This window comes from Streptomyces sp. SID5643 (assembly GCF_009872555.1).
Classification (GTDB): Bacteria; Actinomycetota; Actinomycetes; order Streptomycetales; family Streptomycetaceae; genus Streptomyces; species Streptomyces iakyrus.
On record NZ_WWIC01000331.1, the window covers coordinates 2,501 to 28,540 of the forward strand.

General features: G+C 69.0%; 24 protein-coding genes and 2 rRNA genes (1 of these 26 running past the window's edge). 11 read left to right on the top strand and 15 right to left on the bottom strand.

The features are described from left to right. Window positions 1–2,783: ribosomal RNA gene (locus tag GTY56_RS35020) — 23S ribosomal RNA — on the top strand (it extends 338 nt beyond the left edge of the window). 87 nt (window positions 2,784–2,870) lie between these two features. Then, window positions 2,871–2,987 (top strand): 5S ribosomal RNA (rrf, locus tag GTY56_RS35025). An 88-nt stretch (window positions 2,988–3,075) separates the two neighbouring features. On the opposite strand, the gene GTY56_RS35030 is transcribed toward rrf, so the two are convergent. The 4 genes from GTY56_RS35030 to GTY56_RS35045 are packed head-to-tail and all read right to left on the bottom strand — an operon-like array spanning window position 3,076 to window position 6,708. After that, window positions 3,076–3,747 carry a response regulator gene (locus tag GTY56_RS35030; protein WP_161369312.1) on the bottom strand — a complete coding sequence of 224 codons (672 nt, stop codon included), beginning with the start codon at window positions 3,745–3,747 and terminating at the stop codon, window positions 3,076–3,078. After that, window positions 3,744–4,988, bottom strand: coding sequence for a sensor histidine kinase (locus GTY56_RS35035; protein WP_161369354.1), 1,245 nt, complete (start codon window positions 4,986–4,988; stop codon window positions 3,744–3,746). Before GTY56_RS35035 ends, GTY56_RS35030 begins: the two co-directional genes overlap by 4 nt. Before the next feature lie 23 nt (window positions 4,989–5,011). Next, window positions 5,012–5,791 (bottom strand): ABC transporter permease subunit, encoded by a 780-nt coding sequence (locus GTY56_RS35040; RefSeq protein ID WP_161369313.1) that lies wholly within the window; start codon window positions 5,789–5,791, stop codon window positions 5,012–5,014. Beyond that, on the bottom strand, window positions 5,788–6,708 hold the full coding sequence (locus GTY56_RS35045; RefSeq protein ID WP_161369314.1) for an ABC transporter ATP-binding protein: 921 nt from the start codon (window positions 6,706–6,708) through the stop codon (window positions 5,788–5,790). The genes GTY56_RS35040 and GTY56_RS35045 overlap by 4 nt, the downstream gene beginning before the upstream one ends. Before the next feature lie 92 nt (window positions 6,709–6,800). On the opposite strand from GTY56_RS35045, the gene GTY56_RS35050 reads away from it, so the two are divergent. After that, window positions 6,801–7,343 (top strand): GNAT family N-acetyltransferase, encoded by a 543-nt coding sequence (locus GTY56_RS35050; protein ID WP_161369315.1) that lies wholly within the window; start codon window positions 6,801–6,803, stop codon window positions 7,341–7,343. Between the two features lie 6 nt (window positions 7,344–7,349). Here GTY56_RS35050 and GTY56_RS35055 read toward each other — a convergent pair whose 3' ends face one another. The 7 genes from GTY56_RS35055 to GTY56_RS35085 form a co-directional block, all read right to left on the bottom strand. Next, complete coding sequence (locus tag GTY56_RS35055; RefSeq protein WP_161369316.1) at window positions 7,350–8,969, bottom strand: TraM recognition domain-containing protein; 1,620 nt, start codon at window positions 8,967–8,969, stop codon at window positions 7,350–7,352. Window positions 8,970–8,987: 18 nt separating this feature from the next. Further along, window positions 8,988–10,397 carry an ATP-binding protein gene (locus GTY56_RS35060; protein ID WP_161369317.1) on the bottom strand — a complete coding sequence of 470 codons (1,410 nt, stop codon included), beginning with the start codon at window positions 10,395–10,397 and terminating at the stop codon, window positions 8,988–8,990. Between the two features lie 6 nt (window positions 10,398–10,403). Next, entirely contained in the window at window positions 10,404–11,960 is a 1,557-nt protein-coding gene (locus tag GTY56_RS35065) for an SCO6880 family protein (RefSeq protein WP_107456698.1), read from the bottom strand. Further along, complete coding sequence (locus GTY56_RS35070) at window positions 11,957–13,291, bottom strand: hypothetical protein (protein ID WP_161369318.1); 1,335 nt, start codon at window positions 13,289–13,291, stop codon at window positions 11,957–11,959. The genes GTY56_RS35065 and GTY56_RS35070 overlap by 4 nt, the downstream gene beginning before the upstream one ends. Then, entirely contained in the window at window positions 13,281–14,108 is an 828-nt protein-coding gene (locus GTY56_RS35075) for a DUF8175 domain-containg protein (protein WP_161369319.1), read from the bottom strand. Before GTY56_RS35075 ends, GTY56_RS35070 begins: the two co-directional genes overlap by 11 nt. A 209-nt stretch (window positions 14,109–14,317) precedes the next feature. Beyond that, entirely contained in the window at window positions 14,318–14,626 is a 309-nt protein-coding gene (locus GTY56_RS35080) for a DUF8827 family protein (RefSeq protein ID WP_003991275.1), read from the bottom strand. Window positions 14,627–15,178: 552 nt separating this feature from the next. Beyond that, the gene (locus GTY56_RS35085; protein WP_161369320.1) at window positions 15,179–15,796 is read right to left on the bottom strand and encodes a TetR/AcrR family transcriptional regulator; all 618 of its coding nucleotides are present in this window, start codon (window positions 15,794–15,796) and stop codon (window positions 15,179–15,181) included. 71 nt (window positions 15,797–15,867) lie between these two features. On the opposite strand from GTY56_RS35085, the gene GTY56_RS35090 reads away from it, so the two are divergent. The 4 genes from GTY56_RS35090 (at window position 15,868) to GTY56_RS35105 (ending at window position 19,695) form a co-directional block, all read left to right on the top strand. Further along, window positions 15,868–16,800, top strand: coding sequence for an oxidoreductase (locus tag GTY56_RS35090; protein WP_161369321.1), 933 nt, complete (start codon window positions 15,868–15,870; stop codon window positions 16,798–16,800). 35 nt (window positions 16,801–16,835) lie between these two features. Further along, window positions 16,836–17,546, top strand: coding sequence for a trypsin-like peptidase domain-containing protein (locus tag GTY56_RS35095; RefSeq protein ID WP_161369322.1), 711 nt, complete (start codon window positions 16,836–16,838; stop codon window positions 17,544–17,546). 203 nt (window positions 17,547–17,749) lie between these two features. Continuing rightward, entirely contained in the window at window positions 17,750–18,751 is a 1,002-nt protein-coding gene (locus tag GTY56_RS35100; RefSeq protein ID WP_161369355.1) for an NlpC/P60 family protein, read from the top strand. A gap of 245 nt (window positions 18,752–18,996) precedes the next feature. Then, a complete protein-coding gene (locus GTY56_RS35105) occupies window positions 18,997–19,695 on the top strand; it encodes a phosphatase PAP2 family protein (RefSeq protein WP_161369323.1) in 699 nt (232 codons plus the stop codon). Window positions 19,696–19,700: 5 nt separating this feature from the next. On the opposite strand, the gene GTY56_RS35110 is transcribed toward GTY56_RS35105, so the two are convergent. Next, window positions 19,701–21,254: an FAD-binding oxidoreductase gene (locus tag GTY56_RS35110; protein WP_161369324.1), complete on the bottom strand. Its 1,554-nt coding sequence runs from the start codon at window positions 21,252–21,254 to the stop codon at window positions 19,701–19,703. Between the two features lie 92 nt (window positions 21,255–21,346). Further along, window positions 21,347–21,517, bottom strand: a complete 171-nt coding sequence (locus GTY56_RS40175; RefSeq protein ID WP_202511167.1) for a hypothetical protein — start codon at window positions 21,515–21,517, stop codon at window positions 21,347–21,349. 137 nt (window positions 21,518–21,654) lie between these two features. On the opposite strand from GTY56_RS40175, the gene GTY56_RS35115 reads away from it, so the two are divergent. Then, entirely contained in the window at window positions 21,655–22,506 is an 852-nt protein-coding gene (locus GTY56_RS35115) for an SCO4651 family lipoprotein (RefSeq protein ID WP_161369325.1), read from the top strand. 91 nt (window positions 22,507–22,597) lie between these two features. After that, the gene (locus GTY56_RS40180) at window positions 22,598–22,765 is read left to right on the top strand and encodes a hypothetical protein (protein ID WP_202511168.1); all 168 of its coding nucleotides are present in this window, start codon (window positions 22,598–22,600) and stop codon (window positions 22,763–22,765) included. A 20-nt stretch (window positions 22,766–22,785) separates the two neighbouring features. On the opposite strand, the gene GTY56_RS35120 is transcribed toward GTY56_RS40180, so the two are convergent. After that, a complete protein-coding gene (locus tag GTY56_RS35120) occupies window positions 22,786–23,163 on the bottom strand; it encodes a metal-sensitive transcriptional regulator (protein ID WP_202511150.1) in 378 nt (125 codons plus the stop codon). A 205-nt stretch (window positions 23,164–23,368) separates the two neighbouring features. Between GTY56_RS35120 and GTY56_RS35125 the strand changes: the two genes are divergently transcribed. Then, window positions 23,369–23,989, top strand: a complete 621-nt coding sequence (locus GTY56_RS35125; protein WP_062927701.1) for a DUF47 domain-containing protein — start codon at window positions 23,369–23,371, stop codon at window positions 23,987–23,989. A 7-nt stretch (window positions 23,990–23,996) separates the two neighbouring features. Continuing rightward, window positions 23,997–24,995, top strand: a complete 999-nt coding sequence (locus tag GTY56_RS35130; protein WP_161369326.1) for an inorganic phosphate transporter — start codon at window positions 23,997–23,999, stop codon at window positions 24,993–24,995. A 246-nt stretch (window positions 24,996–25,241) separates the two neighbouring features. Here the strand turns inward: GTY56_RS35130 and pstB are convergent, their stop codons facing one another. Beyond that, on the bottom strand, window positions 25,242–26,018 hold the full coding sequence (gene pstB / locus GTY56_RS35135; protein ID WP_031105672.1) for a phosphate ABC transporter ATP-binding protein PstB: 777 nt from the start codon (window positions 26,016–26,018) through the stop codon (window positions 25,242–25,244). Window positions 26,019–26,040: the final 22 nt, after the last annotated feature.

Genomic DNA, 26,040 nt, shown 5'->3' on the forward strand with positions numbered 1-26,040 from the left:
TCTGCCGGCCGTGGGACGAGTCAGAAACCGTTGATGTAGGCGAAGGACATGCGAAAGGTCCGGCGTAGAGGGTAAGACCCCCGTAGTCGAAACGTCAGCGGCTCGTTTGAGAGACACCCAAGTAGCACGGGGCCCGAGAAATCCCGTGTGAATCTGGCGGGACCACCCGCTAAGCCTAAATATTCCCTGGTGACCGATAGCGGATAGTACCGTGAGGGAATGGTGAAAAGTACCCCGGGAGGGGAGTGAAATAGTACCTGAAACCGTGTGCCTACAAGCCGTGGGAGCGTCGGAGCAAGGCTTGCCTTGTTCTCGTGACTGCGTGCCTTTTGAAGAATGAGCCTGCGAGTTTGCGGTGTGTTGCGAGGTTAACCCGTGTGGGGAAGCCGTAGCGAAAGCGAGTCCGAATAGGGCGTTTGAGTAGCACGCTCAAGACCCGAAGCGGAGTGATCTAGCCATGGGCAGGTTGAAGCGGAGGTAAGACTTCGTGGAGGACCGAACCCACCAGGGTTGAAAACCTGGGGGATGACCTGTGGTTAGGGGTGAAAGGCCAATCAAACTCCGTGATAGCTGGTTCTCCCCGAAATGCATTTAGGTGCAGCGTCGTGTGTTTCTTGCCGGAGGTAGAGCACTGGATAGGCGATGGGCCCTACCGGGTTACTGACCTTAGCCAAACTCCGAATGCCGGTAAGTGAGAGCGCGGCAGTGAGACTGTGGGGGATAAGCTCCATGGTCGAGAGGGAAACAGCCCAGAGCATCGACTAAGGCCCCTAAGCGTACGCTAAGTGGGAAAGGATGTGGAGTCGCAGAGACAACCAGGAGGTTGGCTTAGAAGCAGCCACCCTTGAAAGAGTGCGTAATAGCTCACTGGTCTAGTGATTCCGCGCCGACAATGTAGCGGGGCTCAAGCGTACCGCCGAAGTCGTGTCATTCACACAATAGGGCCAACGCCTGTGTGGATGGGTAGGGGAGCGTCGTGTGCCGGGTGAAGCAGCACCGGAAGGTAGTTGTGGACGGTTCACGAGTGAGAATGCAGGCATGAGTAGCGATTCACACGTGAGAAACGTGTGCGCCGATTGACTAAGGGTTCCTGGGTCAAGCTGATCTGCCCAGGGTAAGTCGGGACCTAAGGCGAGGCCGACAGGCGTAGTCGATGGATAACCGGTTGATATTCCGGTACCCGCTGTGAAGCGTCAAACATCGAGCATCGTGATGCTAAGGCCGTGAAGCCGCCCCGGAGCCTTCGGGCAAAGGGGAGTGGTGGAGCCGCTGAACCAAGCGGTTAGTAGGTGAGTGATGGGGTGACGCAGGAAGGTAGTCCATCCCGGGCGGTGGTTGTCCCGGGGTAAGGGTGTAGCCCGAGTGGTAGGCAAATCCGCCACTCATACAGGGTGAGACCTGATGCCGAGCCGATTGTGGTGAAGTGGATGATCCTATGCTGTCGAGAAAAGCCTCTAGCGAGTTTCATGGCGGCCCGTACCCTAAACCGACTCAGGTGGTCAGGTAGAGAATACCGAGGCGTTCGGGTGAACTATGGTTAAGGAACTCGGCAAAATGCCCCCGTAACTTCGGGAGAAGGGGGGCCACACCCGGTGATGGAGTTTTCCTCCTGAGCTGGGGGTGGCCGCAGAGACCAGCGAGAAGCGACTGTTTACTAAAAACACAGGTCCGTGCGAAGCCGTAAGGCGATGTATACGGACTGACGCCTGCCCGGTGCTGGAACGTTAAGGGGACCGGTTAGCTCAGATTCGTCTGGGCGAAGCTGAGAACTTAAGCGCCAGTAAACGGCGGTGGTAACTATAACCATCCTAAGGTAGCGAAATTCCTTGTCGGGTAAGTTCCGACCTGCACGAATGGCGTAACGACTTCTCGACTGTCTCAACCATAGGCCCGGTGAAATTGCACTACGAGTAAAGATGCTCGTTTCGCGCAGCAGGACGGAAAGACCCCGGGACCTTTACTACAGTTTGATATTGGTGTTCGGTTCGGCTTGTGTAGGATAGCTGGGAGACTTTGAACTCTGGACGCCAGTTCAGGGGGAGTCGTCGTTGAAATACCAGTCTGGTCGTGCTGGATGTCTAACCTGGGTCCGTGATCCGGATCAGGGACAGTGTCTGATGGGTAGTTTAACTGGGGCGGTTGCCTCCTAAAGAGTAACGGAGGCGCCCAAAGGTTCCCTCAGCCTGGTTGGCAATCAGGTGTTGAGTGTAAGTGCACAAGGGAGCTTGACTGTGAGACCGACGGGTCGAGCAGGGACGAAAGTCGGGACTAGTGATCCGGCGGTGGCTTGTGGAAGCGCCGTCGCTCAACGGATAAAAGGTACCCCGGGGATAACAGGCTGATCTTCCCCAAGAGTCCATATCGACGGGATGGTTTGGCACCTCGATGTCGGCTCGTCGCATCCTGGGGCTGGAGTCGGTCCCAAGGGTTGGGCTGTTCGCCCATTAAAGCGGTACGCGAGCTGGGTTTAGAACGTCGTGAGACAGTTCGGTCCCTATCCGCTGTGCGCGTAGGAATATTGAGAAGGGCTGTCCCTAGTACGAGAGGACCGGGACGGACGAACCTCTGGTGTGCCAGTTGTTCTGCCAAGGGCATGGCTGGTTGGCTACGTTCGGGAGGGATAACCGCTGAAAGCATCTAAGCGGGAAGCCTGCTTCGAGATGAGTATTCCCACCTCCTTGAGAGGGTAAGGCTCCCAGTAGACGACTGGGTTGATAGGCCGGATATGGAAGCACGGTAACGTGTGGAGTTGACCGGTACTAATAGGCCGAGGGCTTGTCCTCAGTTGCTCGCGTCCACTGTGTTGGTTCTGAAACCACGAACAGCCCCACGTGCCACACGTGGTGCGGCGGTTCACAGTTTCATAGTGTTTCGGTGGTTATAGCGTAGGGGAAACGCCCGGTTACATTCCGAACCCGGAAGCTAAGCCTTACAGCGCCGATGGTACTGCAGGGGGGACCCTGTGGGAGAGTAGGACGCCGCCGAACAATTCTTCTGGAAAACCCCCGCATCTTCGGATGCGGGGGTTTTCTGCGTTTCAGAGCGTTTCAGAGCGTTTCAGAGCGTTTCAGAGATTCAGGACGTCTGGACCAGCTTGGTGTCGTACGCCAGGATGACCGCCTGAATGCGGTCGCGGGAGCCGGTCTTGGCGAGAATACGGCCCACATGGGTCTTCACCGTCGACTCGGCCAGGTGGAGGCGCGTGGCTATTTCCGTGTTGGTCCAGCCCTTGCCGATGACCGTGAGGATTTCGCGTTCCCGGTCCGTCAGGGAAGCGAGACGCGGGTCGTCCTGGGGCAGGGCTTCCGACGAGGGACCGGCCGGCAAATGGTGGACGTAGGCGTCCAGGAGGCGGCGGGTCAGACTGGGGGCTACCACCGCGTCTCCCGTGGCCACCGCGCGGATGCCGGCGAGGAGTTCCTCGGGCTGGGCGTCCTTGACGAGGAAGCCGGAGGCGCCTGCTCTGAGCCCGGCGTAGGCGTACTCGTCCAGGTCGAAGGTGGTGACGATCAGGATGCGGGTGCGGTCGCCGGCGGCGGTGATGCGGCGGGTCGCCTCGATGCCGTCGAGGCCGGGCATGCGGATGTCCATGAGGACGACGTCGGGATGGAGCTCGGCCGCCATGCGGACCGCTTCGCTGCCGTTCGCCGCCTCGCCCACGACCGTCATGTCGTCCTGGCTCTCCAGCAGCATGCGGGATCCGAAGCGCTGGAGGGGCTGATCGTCGGCTATGAGGACCGTGGTCACTGCGGGGATTCCTCCGGGAGACGTAGGCGGACGCGCCAGCCCTGCTCCGGGTGGGGGCGGGGGCCGGCCTCAAGTGTGCCGCCGTACAGGGCGGTTCGCTCGCGCATTCCGGGGAGGCCGCGTCCGTTCCGTGAGCTCCCGTCGATGGCGCTGCCCTTGCCGGTGTCCGTGATCGTGACGGTGACTGCGGCCTTCTTCTCGTAGGAGAGCTCTATCTGTGCGGTGGCGTGGGGGCCGCCGTGCTTGAGGGTGTTGGTGAGGGCTTCCTGGATGACGCGGTAGACGGTGAGTTGGCGGCCCGGGGGGAGGGTGGGGACGCCGTGGGTGGTGGTGCTGACGGGGAGGCCGGCGGAGCGTACGCCGTCGAGAAGCCGGTCGAGGTCGGTGAGGCCCGGCTGGGGAGTCAGGTCGGCCTGGTGCCGCTCTTCCTCGCGCAGGACGTCGAGGAGGCGGCGGAGCTCGGTGAGGGCTTGGCGGCTGCTGGTGGCGATGGCGTCGAGGGCCTGGGCCGCGCGCTCGGGTGACTTGGCGGCCGCGTACCGGCCGCCGTCGGCGAGGCCGGTGATGACGGAGAGGTTGTGGCCGATGATGTCGTGCATCTCGCGGGCGATGCGGGCGCGTTCGGCGGCGGCGGCGAGCTGGGCCTGCTGGTCGCGTTCGGTCTCCAGGCGGCGGGCGCGGTCCTCCAGGGCCTCGGTGTGGTCGCGGCGGGCGCGGACCGTGGCACCGATGAGGGCGGCCACGGTGATGGACATCAGGTGGGAACCGATCTGCTGGTCCCAGGTGCCCTCACCGTGGCGGAGGGCCGACACGAGGACCGGCGTCATCACCAGGGCCGTCGCCCACCACAGGTTGCGCAGCGGGCGGCGCAGGGCCAGGTGGTAGATGAGGACGAGTTGGAGCAGGGCGGCCTGGAGGGCGGCGCCGGTCCAGGCGTTGACGAGGGCGAAGGGGGCCATGGCGGCCAGTGCCGTGCCGGGGTGGGTGCGGCGCCACAGGAGCGGGGCCGACAGGCCGAGGCTCAGGGTCAGGAGGAGCCAGCCGGGGACGCCGAGGTGATGGGCGTTGTTGCGCCAGCCGCCGCCCGCGTAGTCGATCAGGGCGGCGGTGACCCAGAAGCCGGTGAAGTGGAGGTCCCACAGCAGCGGGTGGCGCCGGTCGAAGGCACGCATCCTGTGGGTGAGGCGCTGGGCGTATGCGGTGAGGGGCTCCGGCGCCCGGTTTTCCGTCACGGGGACCATCGTGAGGGGTTCGGTGCCGGGCGTCATACGTCTTTGCGGCGCAGGACCACCGCGGCCACCGTGAGGACGGCCGTCGTCCACAGGAGCATGGCCAGCAGGGAGGCGCCCGGGGAGGCGGCTCCGGGCTGGGGCTGGGCCGTGGTGAGAGCTTCGAGGGCCTTGCCGGGGAAGTGGCGGACGGCGTCGTCGACGAAGGCGTACGGAAGCATGGCCAGGATCTCCGGGAGGATCATGACGAGGCCGATGAAGGCGCCGATGGCCGTGGGGACCGAGCGGAGCAGGGCGCCGATGGCGAGGGCGAGGACGGCGAGCAGGGTGAGGCCGGCGGCGTTGCCCGCGAGGGCGCGCAGGACGCCCGGGTCGCCGAGGGAGGCGGAGAGGTCGGTGCCGTCGAGGAAGGCCTGGGCCAAGGGGAAGGTGAGGAGGTTCGTCGCCAGGGTGAGGGGGAGGGCGACCGCGGCCAGGACGGCGGCTTTGGACCACAGGACGGGCAGGCGTCGGGGGACCGCGGTGATCGTGGCGCGGATCTGGCCGGTGGAGTACTCGCCGGCGGTGGCCAGGATGCCCAGGACGCCGAGGTTGATCGTGGCGAACTGGGTGCCGAGCAGGGTGAACATGACGGGGTCCATGCCGCCTTCGCCGGAGCCGTCGTAGGCGGCGCCGAGGCCCGCGCCCATCGCGGCGGTCAGGAGGCTCGTGACGGCGAGGGTGATCCAGGTGGAGCGCAGGGTCCAGAGCTTGTGCCACTCGGAGCGCAGGACGCGGGCGGGGGTCACGCGGTAGGGGAGGGTCGTCGTGGTCATGCCGCTGCTCCTTCCAGGGTCGCCGGGTACTCCAGCGTGTCGCGGGTGAGGTCCATGAAGGCCTCCTCCAGGGAGGCAGCGCCCGGGGTCAGCTCGTAGAGGGGGATGCCGTGGGCGGCCGCGGTGCGGCCGATGTGCCGGGCGTCCGTGCCGCGGATGTGGAGGATGCCGGGGCTGTCGGTGGTGATGTCGACACCGGGGGTGGCCAGGAGGTCTGCGAGGGCGGTGGCGTCCGGGGTGACGACCTTGGTGGTGCCGGCGCCGGAGTCGCGGACGAAGTCGGTGACCGTGGTGTCGGCGAGGAGGCGGCCGCGGCCGATGATGACCAGGTGGTCGGCGGTGAGGGCCATCTCGCTCATCAGGTGGGAGGAGACGAGGACGGTGCGGCCCTCCGCGGCGAGGGACTTGAGCAGGTTGCGGATCCACAGGACGCCCTCCGGGTCGAGGCCGTTGACCGGCTCGTCGAGGATGAGCGTGGCCGGGTCGCCCAGGAGGGCGGCGGCGATGCCGAGGCGTTGTCCCATGCCGAGGGAGAAGCCCTTGACGCGGCGGTGCGCCACGTCGGTCAGGCCGGTGAGGCCGAGGACGTGTTCGACGCGGCTGCGGGGGATGCCGTGGGTGTGGGCGAGGGCGCGCAGGTGGTGATAGGCGGTGCGGCCGGGGTGGACCGAGCGGGCTTCCAGCAGGGCGCCGACCTCGGTGAGGGGTGCGGGGTGGGCGGCATAGGAGCGTCCGCCGACGGTGGCGTGGCCGCGGGTGGGGGCGTCGAGGCCGAGGAGCATCCGCATGGTCGTGGACTTGCCGGCGCCGTTCGGGCCGAGGAAGCCCGTGACGGTGCCGGGGCGGACGCTGAAGGACAGGTCCGTGACGACCGTCCGGTCGCCGTAGCGTTTGGTGAGTTCGTGTGCCGTCAGCATGGTTCGATGCTCGTGCGTGCGGGGGCGGCGGGCGTCGGACCGGCGGGGTAATCGGGGTGAGGGGCGTCGTACCGGGGTACTACCGTGGCCGCATGAGCTATGTGATCCGGTCCGTCCGTGCTGATGAGTGGCCTGCGGCGAAGGAGTTGCGGCTCGTGGCGCTGCGCGACCCGGTGGCGCACCTGGCCTTCCTGGAGACGTACGAGGAGGCGGTGGCCCGGCCGGACGCCTTCTGGAAGAAGCGGACCGCGGGGGTTGCCGAAGGGGCGGACAAGGCGCAGCAGATCATCGCCGAGGGGCCGGACGGCCGGTGGGTGGCGACGCTGACCGTGCTGGTGGAGGAGCCCGGGACGACGGACTGGGCCGGGTTTCCGGTGGAGCGGAAGCAGGGGCATGTGGTCGGCGTGTTCGTACGGCCCGAGGAGCGCGGGAGCGGGCTGACCGAGGTGCTGTTCGACGCGGCCCTGGAGTGGTCGTGGGGGCGGGGTCTTGAGCGGGTCCGGCTCATCGTGCACGAGGAGAACGGGCGGGCGCAGCGCTTCTACCGGCGGGTGGGGTTCCTGCCGAGCGGGGTGACGGTGCCGTTGGGGGACGCCGGGGAGCTGGAGCTGGAGTTCGTGCTCGAGCGGGAGTGACGGCGCCTAGACGGGCAGTTCGTCGTGCGGCCAGCGGGCGCGGCCCTGTTCGCGGGACCGGAGCAGGGCCAGGGTCGGCATGCCCCGGTCCGCTCCGGTGGCCAGCAGCTCCGGAAGCTGGGGAAGCGGGGCCACGGCCGCGACGTCGTCCAGGACGAGCGTCATTGGTGGGTCGAGGCGACCGGCCGATGACCGTTCGGCCATGTGCCGGCCGCGCTCGACCACGCTGGAGACGAGGGCCGTCAGGAGGGGCATCGCGCCCGGGTTCGTCCTGGGGTCCTCGATGGATTCCCCCACCACATAAAGCGTGCCCCCTTCGTGGACGAAGGAATCCAAGGCGAGTGCATCAGTTCGGTTGGGAGTGCAGGCCTCGCGGATGTTGACCGTGGAGAGGGCGGCCAGGGCACGGGTCGTCAGCTGCTGGGCCATGTCGCGGCGTTCGGGGTGGGCCGTGAGGGCGCCTTCGAGTTCGCCCGCTGAGCCGGGGGCGGCCTTGGGGTTGGTGCGCAGGATGCGTACGGCGTCCTGGATCTGGGTGCCCTGGGACCAGCGGTGGACGTGGCGGATGGTGCGGCCGTCGATCGCCGCGGCGTGCAGGTAGCTCCGCAGGAGTATCTCGGCGGTGTCGCTGAGGGCCTGGTCGAGTTTGGCGGTGGGGCGGACGGGGGTGAGGAGGGCGGTGGCCCTCGTGGTTGCCGTCGCCTTGTCCTCGCAGCCGGCTGTGGGGGACCAGTGGAGCCGGGAGGGGGTGTCGCAGAGGTGGAGGGGGTCGTAGAGGTGCGTGGGGCCCAGTTTGGCTCTGGCGTCCTTGGTCTCCTGCCAGAGGGCGGGGTTCGAGGTGACGACGAGGGCGGGACCTTCCGCGTCGCGTACGGCCTGGGTGGCGGTGGCCTGGCGGGCTTCCCTCGGGGCTACGAGGATCTTCTCCCACCCGCCCACCCGTCCCTGTCCGAACAGGGATGCCGCAGTCGCGGGGACCATCCCCGGCTGTGGGGAGCCGGCGGGGCTCGTCGTGGAGTCCAGGAGGCTCGTCGTGGAGTCCAGGGGGTTCGCGGGGCCGGAGGGCGAGCGGCGAGGTGTCGGGACCTCGTGCTGTGCCGGGCTCGGGACCTCGTGTTGCGTCGATGCGGGGCCGTGGTGCTGCGCCGGGGGCGTGACCTCGTGCTGCACGGGTTCGTGTGCCGCGTACGCGGTGGCTCGCCGGGCCGGTGTGCCGGACACCGTCCGCTCCTCCGCCGCCAGGATCCTCTCCTCCCGGCGTCTCGCGCGGACCGCCCGCCACCGGGCCAGCGTGCCCATCACGAACACCGTCAGGACGACCAGGATCATCAGCTGGCCGATGAACAGGCCCCAGAAAAGGCCGTAGCCGGAGAGTTCGCCGGGGGGTGTGCCGGGCCAGGCGTCGGGGATGTCGTGGGGCTGGGCGACGAGTTCGCGCATGGCCAGGGGCGTGTGGGCGAAGGTGAGGCCGGACGGCCAGGAGCCGTGGGCGAACAGGGCGGCGAGGCCGGTGGCCGTCCACACCAGCACGGTCATGCCGAGGAGGAACGCGAGTATGCCGACCAGCAGGCCGTCGGGGATGCCTCCCTGGCCGTCCCGCTGGGTGTGGCGGTCGTCCGGTCTCACGCGGTCCTCCCCTTGCGCCTACGCCACCGTCGATTCGGAGTCGCCCAGGTGGTGCTCCACGAAGGCCGCGGCCCGTTCCTCCGCCTCCAGTTCGGCGGCGTGCAGGGCGTCGTCCGCGAGTTCGGCGGAGGACTCGGTCATCGCGCGGTCGGTGAAGACCAGGGGGCGTTCGGTCTCCGTGACGAGGTGTTTGACGACCTGGACGTTGCCGTTGACGTCCCAGACGGCGATGCCGGGGGTGAGGGTCGGGATGATCTCCACCGCCCAGCGGGGCAGGCCCAGGACGCGGCCGGTCGCCCTCGCCTCGTCGGCTTTCTGGGCGTAGATCGTCCTGGTCGAGGCCATCTTGAGGATCGCCGCCGCCTCCTTGGCGGCTGCCCCGTCGACGACGTCCGACAGGTGGTGGACCACCGCCACGAACGACAGACCCAGGCGTCGGCCGAACTTCAGCAGGCGTTGGAACAGCTGGGCGACGAAGGGGCTGTTGATGATGTGCCAGGCCTCCTCGACGAGGAAGATGCGCTTCTTCCGGTCGGGGCGGATCCAGGTGTGCTCCAGCCACACGCCGACGATCGCCATGAGGATGGGCATGGCGATGGAGTTGCGGTCGATGTGGGACAGGTCGAAGACGATGAGCGGGGCGTCGAGGTCGATGCCGACCGTCGTCGGACCGTCGAACATGCCGCGCAGGTCACCGTCGACGAGGCGGTCCAGGACCAGGGCGACGTCGAGGCCCCAGGCCCGTACGTCGTCTATGGCGACGTTCATCGCCTCGGCCGACTCGGGTTCGGGGTGGCGCAGCTGTTCGACGATGTCGGTGAGGACCGGCTGGCGGTCGACGATGGTCTCGTTGACGTAGGCGTGGGCGACCTTGAGGGCGAAGCCGGAGCGTTCGTCCAGGCCGTGGCCCATGGCGACCTCGATGATCGTCCGGAGCAGGGCCAGCTGGCCCGTCGTCGTGATCGCGGGGTCGAGCGGGTTGAGGCGGATGCCCATGTCCAGGGCCGCTGTCGGGTCCAGGCGGATGGGAGTTATGCCCAGCTCCTGCGCGACGAGGTTCCATTCGCCGACGCCGTCCTCGCCCTGGGCGTCCAGGACGACGACCTGGCGGTCCTTGAAGCGGAGCTGGCGCAGGACGTACGTCTTCTCCAGCGCCGACTTGCCGTTGCCGGACTCGCCGAGGACCAGCCAGTGCGGGGCGGGGAGCTGCTGGCCGTAGAGCTGGAAGGGGTCGTAGATGTAGCCCTTTCCGGAGTACACCTCGCGGCCGATGATGACGCCGGAGTCGCCGAGGCCCGGTGCGGCGGTCGGGAGGTAGACCGCCTGGGCCTGGCCCGTGGACGTGCGCACCGGGAGCCTGGTCGTCTCGACCTTCCCGAAGAGGAAGGAGGTGAAGGCGTCGGTGAGGACGGACAGCGGGTCCCGCATCAGGTCCTACCTCCGAATGCCGGTGGCGAAGGGAAGGGTGTTCACGAAGGCGCGGTGGTGCTCGCGGTCGCACCATTCCAGCTTGAGGTACGACTTGCCCGCGGACGCTCTTATCGTGCGCTTGTCGCGGGCGAGCGCGTCGGGGTTGCGGGAGGAGACGGTGATGTAGCCGACGAGGTTGACGCCGGCCGCGCCGCTGGCGAGGTCCTCGCCGCGCTGGTCGAGCCGGGAGTGGGCGGCGATGTCGCGCGGGTCGACGGTGCGGTTCATCTTGGCGGCGCGGGACGCCTCGGCCTCGTCGTTGGTCTTCTCCGTCAGCATGCGCTCGATGGCGACCTCGGTGGGTTCGAGGTCCATGGTGACGGCGACCGTGCGGATGACGTCCGGGGTGTGGACGAGGAGCGGGGCGAGGAAGTTGACGCCGACGGGGGTCATCGGCCACTCCTTCACCCAGGCCGTGGCGTGGCACCAGGGGGCGCGGGTGGAGGACTCGCGGGTCTTGGCCTGGAGGTAAGTGGGCTCCATGGCGTCCAGCTCGGCCGGCCAGGCGTTGCGCTTGGTCATCGCCTGGATGTGGTCGATGGGGTGGTCCGGGTCGTACATGGAGTGGATCAGCGAGGCCAGCCGTCCCTGACCGAGGGGCTGGCGGACGCGGATATCGGCTTCCTGGAGGCGCGAGCAGATGTCGGTGAGCTCGCGGGCCATCACGACAGCGAGTCCGGCGTCCCGGTCGACCTTGCCGCCGTGGGCGCGGGCGGCGCGGGCCATGGCGTTGGCCTCGGCGGCGAGGTCGCGGGTGTAGTGCATGCAGGCGACGAGGTAGGCGCGGTGCTGCTCGCTGCTGGTGGACACCATCGACTGGAGCTGGTCGTAGGACTCCTGGAGCCACGGCAGAGCCTTGTCGTCGCCGCGGACGGCGACGTCCTTGGCGTGGGCGTCCGGGTCGGCCGGGAGGGTGCGGGCCAGCATCTGGAGGCGGGTGACGAAGCCGTCGCCGTTGGCCACGTGCTTGAGCAGGGTGCCGAAGCGGTCGACGAGGGCTTCCTGGTCCTCGCTGTCGCGCAGGCCGACGCCGGGCCCCTCGATCTCGATGGCGGCGGTGACGGTCTTGCGGTCGGCGTGCAGGAGCACGGCGATCTCGTCGGGTCCGAAGGGGGCGGCCAGCCAGGTGATGCGGCCGATGCCGGGGGGCGGGCCGACCTCGATCTCCTTGCCGTCCAGCCGGGTGCCGGCCTCGATCGCGGTGGAGCGGTAGGTGGTGCCTTGCTTGAGGGTCCGCTTGTAGCTGCGGTTGATCTCGAACCACCTGTAGAACGTGCGGTGCTTGTACGGCACGTACACCGCGGCCAGCGCCAGCATCGGGAACCCGGCGAGCAGCACGATGCGCAGGGACAGCACCGGGACGAGGAGGCCGCACATCATGCCGAGGAACGCGCCCACGACGATCAGGGCGATCTCGCCGGTCTCGCGGTTGCGGCCGATGATGGCGTTCGGCCGGGCGCGGCCGATCAGGTATGTCCGGCGGGGCGTGACCGGATGGGACACGTGGGACTCGGTCGTCAACGCCCTTCACCTCCCGTGCGATTGGTACTGCTGTTGCGGGTGTTGCTGGCGTGGGGAGTGTTGACGGGGCTGCTCGAACGGGGGGCGGGTGCGGCGGAGGGGACAGATCCGCCGCCGCCGTTCGAGGTGCGCCCACTGTGCGCGGCGACTCCGCCGGAGGCGGGGTTGCCGGGGCGGGGGGCGGAGGACTGGCCGCCTCCGCCGTTGTTGTCGGCGCGGGAGCTGTGGGTCTTGATGCCCTGCGCGACGAGGGTGGCCGGGGAGCTGATGACGGCCGCGGCCTTGCCTTCTGCGCCCTGCATGAGGCGGTTGTTGCGGGAGCCGGCGATCTCGTCGCCGAAGCCGGGGACGAAGCGGTAGATCATCGCGCTGGCGAAGATGGCGAGCAGGATGATGGCGAGGCCGGAGACGACGGCGGAGAAGGCGTTCGGGCCGTCGTCGGCGGAGAGTGCGCCGGCGAGGCCGAGGACGATGACGATGACCGGCTTGATGAGGATGACCGCGATCATGATGCCGGCCCAGCGGCGGACGTGGCCCCAGAGGTTCTTGTCGACGAGGCCGGCGTAGACGACGGTGCCGAGGAGGGCGCCGACGTAGAGCAGGGCGGCCCTGATGACGAGCTCCAGCCAGAGGACGCCGGCGGCGAGGATGCTGACCAGGGAGACGACGATCAGCATGATCGGGCCGCCGCCGATGTCCTCGCCCTTCTTGAGGGCCTCGGAGAACGTGCCGAAGAACGCGTCGGTCTGGTCGCCGGTGGCTTTGGCGAGGACCTCGGTGATGCCGTCGGTGGCCGATACGACGGTGTAAAGGATCAGCGGGGTGAAGGCGGAGGCCAGCACCGTGAGCCACAGGAAGCCGATGGCTTCGGAGAGGGCGGTGGCCAGGGGTACGCCGCGGACGGCTCGCTTGGCGACGGCCAGGAGCCAGAGCAGGAGCGTGAGGATCGTCGAGGCGGCGAAGACGACGGCGTACTGCTGGAGGAACTTGGGGTTGGTGAAGTCGACGTTGGCGGTCTCCTTCACGGCCTCGCTGAGCTTGTCGACGGTCCAGGAGGCGGCGTCGGCGCAGCCCTTGGCGAGGGAGGAGAGGGGGTCGAGGGTGGAGGTGGGGTCGAGGCGGGAGGTGCCGCTGCCGGATCCGCTGCCGGTGTCGCCTTCGCAGATCTCCCGGGCCCGGCCGGAGAGCAGGGAGCAGTTGTCGTTGCTGGGGCTGGGGCTGGGAGAGGGCGTGGGAGCGGCTGCCGCCCGGGTGGCGAACAGGACCAGGGCGGTCTGCACGGCGGTGAGGGTTGCGGCGACCTTGACTGCGCGGGGCGGGCTACCGGGCATACGTGAACCCTCCGAACTCCTCGACGGCCTTGGAGATGGCCTCCGATGTCGACACCCTGTTGTCGCCGTTGACCGGCGCGGGGCCTTCCTTCTGGGAGAAGCTGTCGACCTTCCAGTCACCGTCGGCCCAGCGCAGTTGGAGGGTCATGGTGAACCAGTCGTTGGTGACCGGGTTCTGCGAGCCCTCCCCCGTCATCCCGAACACGCCGGTGCACCAGACCTCGACGGTGGCGGCGCTGCCCGAGAAGTCGGTGACCTTGGTGCCGACCGGCATCGTGCGGGAGACGTAGGTGCTGCCCTTCGGGGCGTCGCCGTTCGCGTCCAGGCCGACCTTCTCAAGGAACGCCTTGCTGTAGACCCGGTCGAGGTTCTTCTCCAGCTCGGGGACCTTGCCGGCGTCGAACACCTGGCGGACGATCTCGGGTCGCCGTGCGGGCTTGAGGATGTCGGCCGATACGAGGACGACGGCGTAGTTCGCCGCCGCGCTCTCCGCGCCCTCCTGGTCCTGGGCGAAGCCCGACGGGATGCCGGCGGCGGACTTGGCCGTGACGGGGCGTTTGCCGGAGGGCGCCGTCGCCGACGTCTCCGGCTTGCCCGAGGAACCGTCCGTCGAAGAGGACGGGTCGCCGTCCCCCCGGTTCGCGAAGGCGATCGCGGCGATCAGGAGGACCACCACGCCGACCACCGTGACCAGGCTGCGGGAGGAGGAGCGGCGGCGGGGGTCGCCGAAGGCGTCGCCGGAGTCGGGCAGGCGGGTGCGGGTCTGGCCCGTGCCGCCGTAACCGCCGGAGGACTCGTGCTCGTCACCGAGACTCATGCCGCGTACGCCCCCTCCACGTCGTGCGGAAACACTTCGTACCGGTCGTACTTCTCATACTCCTCGTACGACGGTAGCCGTGCTGGTTCCCGCGCGGGCGCGGTGTGGTGACTCGACATCAGGGAAACGCAACCTCAGCCGGTGGGCACGACGGGCGGGTGGGATGGAGAGGGAACCGGGCGTGCCCGGCCGGGCGGTCGGTGCCCGGGCTACACGGCCATGCCGTACACGATGGTGAACAGCGTGCCGAGTGAGCCGATGATGAAGACTCCCGTCAGACCCGCGATGATGAGGCCCTTGCCCTGCTCCGCGCTGAAGGTGTCGCGCAGGGCGGTCGCTCCGATGCGCTGCTTGGCGGCGCCCCAGATGGCGATGCCGAGGCAGAGCAGGATGGCCACCGCCATCACGACCTCGATCATCACCTTCGCCTCGTTGCCCAGGCTGCCGAAGGGGCCCCAGTCCGGAGCGATCCCGCCGATGATGGTGTTGATGTCTCCCTTGTCGGCCGCAAAGAGCATGTAAGTCACCGCCCCTGTTGGGTAGTTCCGCACCCTCTGCGGTCGTGCAGAGGTCAGGCCTCATTCTCGCCGACAATGATGCTGTCGGATGTCGACTTGGCGTCATTGATTGGCGGGTTTCGTACGAATACCTTGCCACCCTTTCGCTCCTGCCCCTAGGGGAGGTGACGGGTGGTGTACGAAGGATCGTATGGTCACTCTGTGTATCACGGCAGGTCACGCCGGGCAATGAGGCCGGAGCGGAACCTGGTGTGTGGTTCCGTCGTTGTGCCCTCTTGCGGCCTTTCTCACCTTTGTGGGCTGTTTCTGACGGCTGATCGGGTGAGTGGTCGCGCCGGTGTTCCCGGGGTGAAGGCTACCCGGCAAGGCGAGGGGCCGCGGCTGGGGAGCCGCGGCCCCTTCTGCTTCGGCCGGCCCCCGTGCCCTCACGGCCCCGGGTGGCGTGCCCCGGTGACGGTCTGTCACCGGTTTACTGAAGGAAGTGCGGGGCTTACCGGTCGCTGACGGGCCGATGGCCGGGCGACGGGTGCGACGTGACCCTGGAGGCCGGGATCAGCGTGGCTTGAGGCCGTGCAGGAGGAGATGGACGAACTCCTCGATGCCGTCGAGGGCCGCCTCGGGTGCGAGCATGCCGCCCGCGGCGAAGGAGGCGATGCCCTGGAGGGCGGCGCCGGTCAGCAGGGTCAGGTGCTGGGGGTCGCCCGCGACGATCTCGCCGCGTTCCTGGGCGTCGGCGATGACCCGCTCCAGGGAGCCCACCGTCCGGTCGACGGCGGCGGCCATCTGCTCGGAGGCGCCCGGCTCGTGCTTGCGGGCGTACATGAGCTCCAGCAGCTCGGCGTTGTCGATCGAGAACGCGAGGTAGGCCCGGGCGAGCACGGTGAGCCGCCGCTCCAGGGGGAGGGCGGGGTCGTCGGCGGCCGACAACGCCTGCCCCAGCCGGTCGTAGCCGACGAGTGCCAGAGCGTCGAGCAGGGCCTGCTTGTCCTTGAAGTGGCGGCCGGGCGCGGCGTGGCTGACGCCCGCCTCCCGGGCCAGCTCGCGCAGCGACAGTGCGCCGGTCCCCTTCTCCCGCAGGGTGCGTTCAGCGCCGGCGAGCAGGGTGGAGCGCAGGTCTCCGTGGTGGTAGGGGCGGCTCTCCGCCGGTCGGCTGGCTGGCATGCGCACCATCGTATCCCGATGTTGGCGGTGCCATCATTGTTGTCATTGACAGCATTGTTGGCGGCGCCTACATTCGGGTCATGGCTGAGAAGACGAACACCCAGAGCGGCGGTACATGGAGCGCGGACCGCCTGCCCGGCCTCGGCGGGCGGACCGTCGTCGTCACCGGCGCCAACAGCGGCATCGGTCTCACCGCGACCGACGCGCTCGCCCGGGCGGGGGCGCACGTCGTCCTCGCCGTACGGGACACCGAGCGCGGGCGGGCCGCGGCGGCGGCCGTCCACGGCAGCACCGAGGTGCGCCGGCTGGACCTGGCGGACCTGGCCTCCGTGCGGGCCTTCGCCGAGGCCTGGCAGGGCCCGCTGCATCTCCTCGTCAACAACGCCGGCGTGATGATGCTCCCCAGGCAGCGCACCAAGGACGGCTTCGAGATGCAGTTCGGCACGAACCATCTCGGGCACTTCGCCCTGACGAACCTGCTGCTGCCGCACATCACCGACCGTGTCGTCACGGTCTCCTCGGGCGCCCACCGCTGGGGCGGCGTGAAAATCGACTTCGACGACCTGGACCTGGCGGCGGACTACACCCCGCAGCGCGCCTACGCCCAGTCGAAGCTCGCCAACCTGCTGTTCACCCTGGAACTTCAGCGCCGCCTCACGGAGTCGGGCTCCCCCGTCCGCGCCCTGGCCGCACACCCCGGGTACGCGGCAACCAACCTCCAGAGCCACGCGGCCAGCCCGGTGCTGCGCGCCTTCATGCGCCTCGGCAACAGGTTCTTCGCGCAGGACGACCGCGCGGGCGCCCTCCCCACCCTGTACGCCGCCACCGCGGATCTTCCGGGGGCGAGCTACGTGGGTCCCGACGGCCTGGGCGAGCTGCGCGGGGCCCCGACCCTGGTGGGGCGCTCCCGCGCGGCCGGCGATCCGCTGACGGCCCGGCGGCTGTGGCGGGTGTCGGAGGACCTGACGGGCACACACTTCCCGCTCGCGCGGGACGAGCAGGCAGGCGTCTGACGTTCCTCTCACCTTCGTCCGGCACAGTCCCCCCGGTGAAGCGCGTCCTGACCGTCGTCGTCCTGCTCGTCGCCCTCCTCGCCGTGTCCGTGGCCACCGCCGACGACGGGGGCGGGCCGCTCGGGGTGACCGTCACCGCGCGGGACGCGCGGGTCGGGGTGCTCGTGCCCGCCGCGGGGGGACGGCACTTCTGTACGGCGTCCGTGGTGGACGCCCCGCACCGGAATCTGATCGTCACGGCGGCGCACTGCCTGGGCGGTGGCGCAGGGCTGGTCTTCGTGCCGGGTTACCGGGACGGACGTGCGCCCTACGGGGAGTGGACGGTGCGGCGGCGGTTCCTGGCCCGCGGGTGGGCCGAGGGGCGGGACGAGGACAGCGACGTGGGATTCGCCGCGGTCGCGCCCCGCGGCGGGGAGGAGGTCCAGGACGCCGTCGGCGGGAACCGGTTCGTCACGGGCACGGCGACCGGGGCCACCGCGGTGACCGTCACCGGGTATCCCGACGCGCGCGAGACGGCCGTCAGCTGCGCCGCAGAACCGCACGCGCTCGGCCGCACCCAGCAGCGCATCGCGTGCCCCGGGTTCGGCGGCGGCACCAGCGGCAGCCCCTGGGTGAACGGGGACGGGCAGGTCGTCGGGGTGCTCGGCGGGCACGACCAGGGCGGGACGACCTCCGGCGTCTCCTACAGCGTGGTCCTCGGCGCGCAGGCGCGGCGGCTGTACGAGCAGGCGGCGGCGGCTCCGTGACGGGACGTGAAGCGGGCGGCCGGGGATCCGTGACGGGCCGTGAACCCGTGCGCCGGGCCGCAACCGCCGTGCTCTCGCCGTGCTGCCCGTGCTGTGGCCCGCCCCTCCGTCCGCCCCGACTCTCCTCCCCGTGATCATTCCCGGGCGTGCCGGCCGCCTCTACACTGACCAACGGACTCCTGGGCGGTGAGGGGCGGTTGACGGTGCGTAAGGCATGGATCGTGGCGAGTGTCGCCATCAGCTCCGCCCTGGCCTTCGTGATGCTGCTCGTCGTCGGGGTCTACCTCGTCGCGGGGAACCTGGTCAACGGCGCGGGCGGCGGGGCGAAAACGCTGGCCAAGGGCGCGGTGCCCGCCGCGTACGCCGCCCTCGTGCAGAAGTGGGGCAACCTCTGCCCCGCCATCAGCCCGGCCCTGCTCGCCGCGCAGCTCTACCAGGAGAGCGGCTTCAACCCCAGGGCGCAGAGTCATGCCGCCGCGCAGGGCATAGCGCAGTTCATCCCCGGAACGTGGGCCAGCCACGGCATCGACGGCGACGGCGACGGCGACCGTGACGTGTGGGATCCGAAGGACGCGATCCCCTCCGCCGCCTCCTACGACTGCGAACTCGCGTCGTACGTGAAGAAGGTTGGCGGGAATCCGACCGAGAACATGCTGGCCGCCTACAACGCGGGGGCGTACGCGGTGATCAAGTACGGGGGCGTGCCGCCGTACAGCGAGACCCGGAACTACGTGAAGCGGATCACGACGCTCTCGGAGAGCTTCGCGGCGCCGGTCGGGCGGGTCGAGCCCTCCGAGCAGGCGGCCGCCGCGATCGAGTACGCGCAGACGAAGCTCGGCACGCCCTACCTCTGGGGTGGTACCGGCACCGCTGAGCAGGGCGGACGTTTCGACTGCTCGGGGCTGACCCAGGCCGCCTACGAGACCGTGGGCATCAAGCTGCCGCGTGTCGCCAACGACCAGTACAACGCCGGTCCGCACCCCTCGCGGGACGAACTGCTCCCCGGCGACCTCGTGTTCTTCTCGGACGACCTCACCAATTCCCGAGCCATCCGGCATGTCGGCATTTATGTCGGAGGCGGGTACATGATCGACGCGCCCCGGACCGGGGCCGTCATCCGGTTCGACCCGATCGACACCCCCGACTACTTCGGAGCCACCCGCGTCACCGAAGATGGCGCGAAAGCACTGCCCACGACGGTGTGAACCGTGTGTGAACCCACCCCCTGAGCTGCGAAGACGTGTCTCTCTTCGATAACGTCTGCGTGATCATTCGGTGGAGTGTGGAACGTATCAACGGGGACCATGCGTTCCTGGTGACGTAGCCGAGCGGACGTTCATACGGCACGCGTCACGCACGCGTGCGGCGGAAGCGGATCTACAACCACGGGGGTGGCAGGAGCGGCGCACGCACAGCTGCGCCAAAGAGACGACGAAGGGGCCGCAGCGCCATGGCTGGACTCGCCGATTCCGGGTCGAACCCTGACGTCGACCTGCTGTACGACATCAATGGCCTGGCCAAGGACGCGCCGGCCTGGTTCGACCGCGTCATGGAGTACGTCGGTGAGTACGGGCTGCTGCTCGCCATCGTCCTGCTCGTGGTGTGGTGCTGGTGGACCGTACGGCGGCGGGGCGACGAGGACGCGGCCTCCACCGTGGCCGCACTGGTCTGGGCCCCGCTGGCCGCAGGGGTCGCCGTGCTGGTGAACGTGCCCATACGGGGGTTCGTGGAACGGCCCCGGCCGTTCCTGGACCACCAGGGGCTCGAAGTGCTCGTCCAGGGCAAGACCGACTACTCGTTCGTCAGCGACCACGCGACGATCGTCATGGCACTGGCGGTCGGCCTGTTCGTCGCCAACCGGAAGTTCGGGCTCATCGGGCTGGTGCTGGCACTGTTCGGCGGGTTCATCCGCGTCTACATGGGCGTGCACTACCCGACGGACGTCGTGGGCGGCTTCGCGCTGGGGACGGCCGTGGCGCTGCTGCTGTCGCCGCTCGCCATGGCCCTGCTGACGCCTGTGGTCAAGGCCGTCGAGCGCTCGCCCCGGGTGGGGTGGCTGGTGCGCGGCAGAGGGCGGGCGTCGGGAGCGGACACGGTGATCCCCGAGGCGCGCAGTGAGCGGCCCTCGGAGCGGGACCTCGCCGCGTAACAGCCCTACAGCGCCTGGGGATACGTGAAGAAGCGGTCGGGGTCGTACTGCTTCTTCAGCTTCGTCAGGCGCGTGGCCGCATCGCCGTAGTACGCCTTGCGCCAGTCGGTCAGGGTCGGGTCCGTGTAGTTCTGGTACGCCGCCCCCGAGGCGTACGGGCGCATCGACCTGTGGGCGGAGGCCAGCCAGTCGCGGGCCGTCGCCCCGCTCGTGCCGGCCCGCCACGCGGCGATGTACTGGGCCAGCATGCGCGAGCGGCGGTGGACGAACGCCGTGGCCGTGGGGGAGACGCGGTTGACCGCACCGCCGAGGGCGGTCAGCGCGATGCTGCCCGTGCCGCCGCGCACCGACCCGATCTGCGAGAGCAGCGTGCGGATGCCGGCCGTGGACAGCGAGCGGTCGAAGAAGTCCGACGCCGCCGCGTACGTCTCCCGGCCCAGCGCGCCCTTCGGGGAACGCCCCGGGGTCGAGCCCGGCAGATGGCACTGCGCGTCCGTCGGGAACGAGGAGCAGCCCGCGTACACCTCCATCGACTCCTCGTACGAGCGCCGCTTCAGGGAGACGCTGCGGGCCGGGGCGCCGACGCGGTCGGCCAGGCGGTCGACGGCGTTCTTCAGCTCGCCGTACGTGCCGAGGGAGAACGCCGCGACCGAGACGGTCGGGGTGCCGCCCGCGGCGTTCGCCAGGTGCAGGGACGACCAGATCTCGTCGGGCTGCGACGGCCCCCACTCCTGCCAGGCCTTCACCACCGCGGCCGCCCTGGACCAGGGCCAGGACAGGTACGCCGAGACGCCCTGCGGGGCCGGGTGGGTCTTGAAGTGCAGTTCCGTGACGACGCCGAAGTTGCCGTTCCCGGCGCCGCGCAGGGCCCAGAAGAGGTCCTTGTTCTCCCGGGCGTCGGCGGTGAGCTGCTTGCCGTCGGCGGTGACCAGGGTGGCCCGGGTGAGGCTGTCGCAGGTCAGGCCGTAGGCGCGGGAGACCACGCCGTGGCCGCCGCCGAGGGTGAGGCCCGAGACGCCGACGGTCGGACACGAACCGGCGGGGATCGTGACGCCCTTGGCGGCCAGGGCGCGGTAGACGTCGATGAGTTTGGCGCCGGCGCCGACCACCGCGGTGGTGCCGGAGGCCCGGACGCGGCTGAGCTTCGAGACGTCGATGATCAGACGGCCGTCGCCGGAGGACCAGCCGGCGTAGGAGTGGCCGCCGTTGCGGATCGCCACGCGCAGGGCTTTCGCGCGGGCGTAGGCCAGGGCTGTGCGGATGTCCTCAGGGTGGGACACGTACGCGACCGCGGCGGGCTTCAGGCTGTCGAAGCGGGTGTTGTAGAGCTGCCGGGCCGCGGACCAGTCGGCGTCGCCCGGGCGGACCAGGGAGCCGTCGAGGTCGCGGGCCAGGGCGGACCAGTTGGCGGCGGCGGCTCTCGAGGTGGTCGTGATGCGCGAGGCGTTGGAGGGCGTGGCCCCGGAGCGGTCGCCCGACGGGGTGCAGGCGGTGGTGAAGGGGGTCGCGGCCGCGGCGATCGCCGCCGTGCCGGCTGTGAGGATCGTGCGCCGTTCCATGGGGCCTCCCGGTGGTTCCGTCCTGGGAGACGGGCTGGTGGAGGTCAGGGTTCCATGGTCCGGCCCCGGGCGGAACATCTCCGCCACGGGCCTCAAGGCGTCGTGTGCCGCTCCGCGTCCGTGCGGGCCTGGCTCCTGGCTCTTCGTGCCGGGCCGCGCCAGCCGCAGGTGCAGTGGGCCATGCAGAAGCGGCCCTTCTCCATGGTCGTCGTGCGGTGTTCCGGGAGGTTGGGGGGAGTTTCCAGCCCGTCCTGCTGCGCCACGCCGACAACGTTACCCACCCCGGGTGAAGGGTTCGTACGGCGGTCCGCGGGGGCTCGCGTGACGGGGGCACATACCCGTCGTTAACCGGAACAACAGGGGGCCCGTGACGGACGTACCGGCTGGGGGTAGGCAGGCGATGACTGGGCGGCAGGGCGAACGGCGGCGCGGGCGGGCGGGTGCGGCGGTCGTCGCGGCCGCGGCCCTGGCCGGGGCGGGGCTCGCTACCGCGGGGTGTTCCGGGGGTGACGCGGTCGCCGGCGACTCCCGCGGCGGGGACGCGGTCGTGGTGCTGCGGCAGGCCGCCGACCGACTCGTGGACGCGGGGAGTTCCAAGGCCCGTACGTCGATGGAGATGGCCGCCGGCGGCACCCGGGTGACCATCCGGGGTGCCGGGGTGTACGACTACCGGAAGCGGATGGGGCAGCTGAAGGTGCTGCTGCCGCAGGATCCCGCGGGAGTCGCCGAGCGCCGGCCGATCACCGAACTGCTCGCTCCGGGTGCGCTGTTCATGAAGAACCGGGGGGCCGGTGTCCCCCCGGACAAATGGGTGCGGGTGGACACGCGGACCCTGTCCGACGGAAACCTCGTCACCGGCGGCGCCACCGATCCCTTCACAGCGGCCGAGGTGCTGCTCGGGACGCGTACGGCGGCGTACGTGGGCAGGACGGAGGTCGCGGGCACCGGAGTGCGGCACTACCGGGGGACGGCGGATCTCGGGGACGCGGCCCGGCGCGCCTCGGACGGCAACGAGGCCTCCCTCAAGGCGGCGGCCGACGGGTTCGCCACCGCCGCGGTGCCGTTCGACGCCTACCTCGACGACGAGGGACGCATCCGCAAGGTGAGGCACCGCTTCAGCTTCCTGAACGGACAGCAGAAGAGCCCGGTGGCCGTCGCCTCGACCACGCTGCTCTACGATTTCGGGGCTCCGGCGCGCGTACGGCTGCCGGCGGCCGACGACATCTACGCGGGCAAGATCGCCGAGGAGTGACCGGCGCGAACTAGCCCGTCCGTGCCATGCGCGGTGTGTAGGCCGCTCCCTACTCTAGGAAGCCGGTGACGGCAGAGATGAGGTGATGCACGTGGCTCCGGTCGGCGGTACGGCAGTTCAGGACCACGTGGCCCTCGCCGAGATCGAGCTGTGCGGGGAGCTGATCATCGCGGCCTCGGCCGCCCGGGAGCGGCTCAGCCTGGAAAGCATCGACGAGGTGCTGAAAGTCGCCGAGGAGCGGGACTCCACCGGACGCTGATCACGGGCGCGGGGACCGGTTCACGTCCGCAGCATGCGGGCGATCGCCTGGGTCGCCTCCTTCACCTTCGCGTCGATCTCGTCACCGCCCTTGAGGGCCGCGTCGGCGACGCAGTGCCGCAGGTGCTCCTCCAGGAGCTGGAGCGCGAAGGACTGAAGGGCCTTGGTGGAGGCGGAGACCTGCGTGAGTATGTCGATGCAGTAGACGTCCTCGTCGACCATGCGCTGCAGGCCGCGGATCTGGCCCTCGATACGGCGCAGGCGCTTGAGGTGTTCGTCCTTCTGCTGGTGGTACCCGTGCACGCCGTGGTCGTGATCGGCCGCCACGTCCGCCCCGGCGGTGTCGGCGGTGCCGGGGGTGACATGTGCGACATCTGTCGTGTCGGTCACGTCCGTCATCGCTTCCTCCTGGTGGACAGCGGGTGAACTGATACCCCTGGTGGGTATATGGTACCGAACTTTGCCGGGTATACGGCCCTGGGAACCGCCCCCGTGCTCATCACTGTGCCCGATGGGCGACACTGGTGGGCGGCCCGATAGCCGTGGCCGGATGATGCGCCTAGCATCAGCCTGACCGAAAACCGAAGCACCCCGAGGACCCCACGTGCGCTTTCGTCTGACCCCCAGGGAGACGAGCTTCTACGACATGTTCGCCGCCTCCGCGGACAACATCGTCACGGGCTCGAAGCTCCTGATGGAACTGCTCGGGGCGGACGCATCCGCCCGGGCCGAGATCGCAGAGCGTATGCGGGCAGCGGAACACGCAGGTGACGACGCCACGCACGCGATCTTCCACCAGCTGAACTCCTCCTTCATCACGCCGTTCGACCGCGAGGACATCTACTCCCTCGCCTCGTCGCTCGACGACATCATGGACTTCATGGAGGAGGCCGTCGACCTGGTCGTCCTCTACAACGTCGAGGAACTGCCCAAGGGCGTCGACCAGCAGATCGAGGTGCTGGCGCGCGCGGCCGAGCTCACGGCCGAGGCCATGCCGCACCTGCGGACGATGGAGAACCTCACCGAGTACTGGATCGAGGTCAACCGGCTGGAGAACCAGGCCGACCAGATCCACCGCAAACTGCTCGCGCACCTCTTCAACGGCAAGTACGACGCCATGGACGTCCTCAAGCTGAAGCAGATCGTGGACGTGCTGGAGGAAGCGGCGGACGCGTTCGAGCACGTGGCGAACACGGTGGAGACCATCGCCGTCAAGGAGTCCTGAGCCCTTCATGGACACCTTTGCTCTGGTCGTGACCATCGCGGTCGCGCTCTTCTTCACCTACACCAACGGCTTTCACGACTCGGCGAACGCGATCGCGACGTCCGTCTCGACGCGGGCGCTGACGCCGAAGGCCGCGCTGGCCATGGCGGCGGTGATGAACCTCGCCGGTGCCTTCATGGGCTCCGGGGTCGCCAAGACCGTCAGCGAGGGGCTGATCCAGACGCCGACCGGCTCGAAGGGGATGGGCATCCTCTTCGCCGCGCTGGTGGGCGCGATCGTCTGGAACCTCATCACCTGGTACTTCGGACTGCCGTCCTCCTCCTCGCACGCGCTGTTCGGCGGCATGGTCGGGGCGGCGCTGGCCGGCGGGACGACGGTCTACTGGAGCGGGGTGCTGGAGAAGGTCGTCATCCCGATGTTCGTGTCTCCGGTGGTCGGCATGCTGGCCGGTTACCTCGTGATGACCGCGATCCTGTGGATATTCAGGAAGGCGAACCCGCACAAGGCCAAGCGCGGGTTCCGCATCGCGCAGACCGTCTCGGCGGCCGGCATGGCGCTGGGGCACGGTCTGCAGGACGCGCAGAAGACCATGGGCATCGTCGTGATGGCGCTCGTCATCGCCGATGTCGAGGACTACGGTGACCCGATTCCGATCTGGGTCAAGGTCGCCTGTGCGGTGATGCTGTCGCTGGGGACGTACGCCGGCGGCTGGCGGATCATGCGGACGCTGGGGCGGAAGATCATCGAGCTGGACCCGCCGCAGGGTTTCGCGGCCGAGACGACCGGCGCGTCGATCATGTTCACCACGGCGTTCCTGTTCAAGGCGCCGATCTCCACGACGCATGTGATCACCTCGGCGATCATGGGCGTGGGGGCGACCAAGCGCGTGAACGCGGTGCGGTGGGGTGTCGCCAAGAACATCATTCTCGGCTGGTTCATCACCATGCCGGCTGCGGCGCTGGTGGCTGCGGCGTCCTTCGGGATCGTGAACCTGGCGTTCTTGTAGCTGGTGCCGGCGTGGGGCTGAACGCTCGGGCGTTGCGCGGTTCGGCGCGACGAGGTGCCTCCCCCAAGCTCTCGGCTTCGCTCGAGCAGGGGGGACCCCCACGCCCACCCGTGTCGCCCCTGGCGGCACGCATGCCCGCAGCTGGGACGCACGCGAAAAGGCCCGCCCCTGGGAGAGGGGCGGGCCCTTTTTCGGCCTCGCGGTGGCACCGCCATGCAGCACCGCGAGGAGTCGGCGGGGTCCGGCTCAGCCGAAGCGGCCGGAGATGTAGTCCTCCGTGGCCTGGACGGACGGGTTGGAGAAGATCCGCTCCGTGTCGTCGATCTCGATGAGCTTGCCGGGCTGGCCGACCGCCGCGAGGTTGAAGAACGCCGTGCGGTCGGAGACGCGGGCCGCCTGCTGCATGTTGTGCGTCACGATGACGATCGTGAAGCGCTCCTTGAGCTCGCCGATCAGGTCCTCGATCGCGAGCGTGGAGATCGGGTCGAGCGCCGAGCACGGCTCGTCCATGAGCAGGACGTTCGGCTCGACCGCGATCGCCCGTGCGATGCACAGACGCTGCTGCTGGCCGCCGGAGAGGCCCGAGCCGGGCTTGTTCAGCCGGTCCTTGACCTCGTTCCAGAGGTTCGCGCCCTTGAGGGAGCGCTCGACGATGTCCGCCAGCTCGCTCTTCTTGTAGTTGCCGTTCAGGCGCAGACCGGCCGCGACGTTATCGAAGATCGACATCGTGGGGAACGGGTTCGGCCGCTGGAACACCATGCCGACCTCGCGGCGGACCGACACCGGGTCGATGCCCGTGCCGTAGAGGTCCTCGTCGTCGAGGAGCACCTTGCCCTCGACCCGGCCGCCCGAGGTCACCTCGTGCATCCGGTTCAGCGTGCGCAGGAACGTCGACTTGCCGCAGCCGGACGGGCCGATGAACGCCGTCACCGAGCGCGGCTCGACGGTCATCGAGATGTCCTCGATCGCCTTGTGGGAGCCGTAGTAGGCGGTCAGTCCGCTTACGTCGATTCGCTTGGCCATTACTACTTCACTTCCAAAGTCT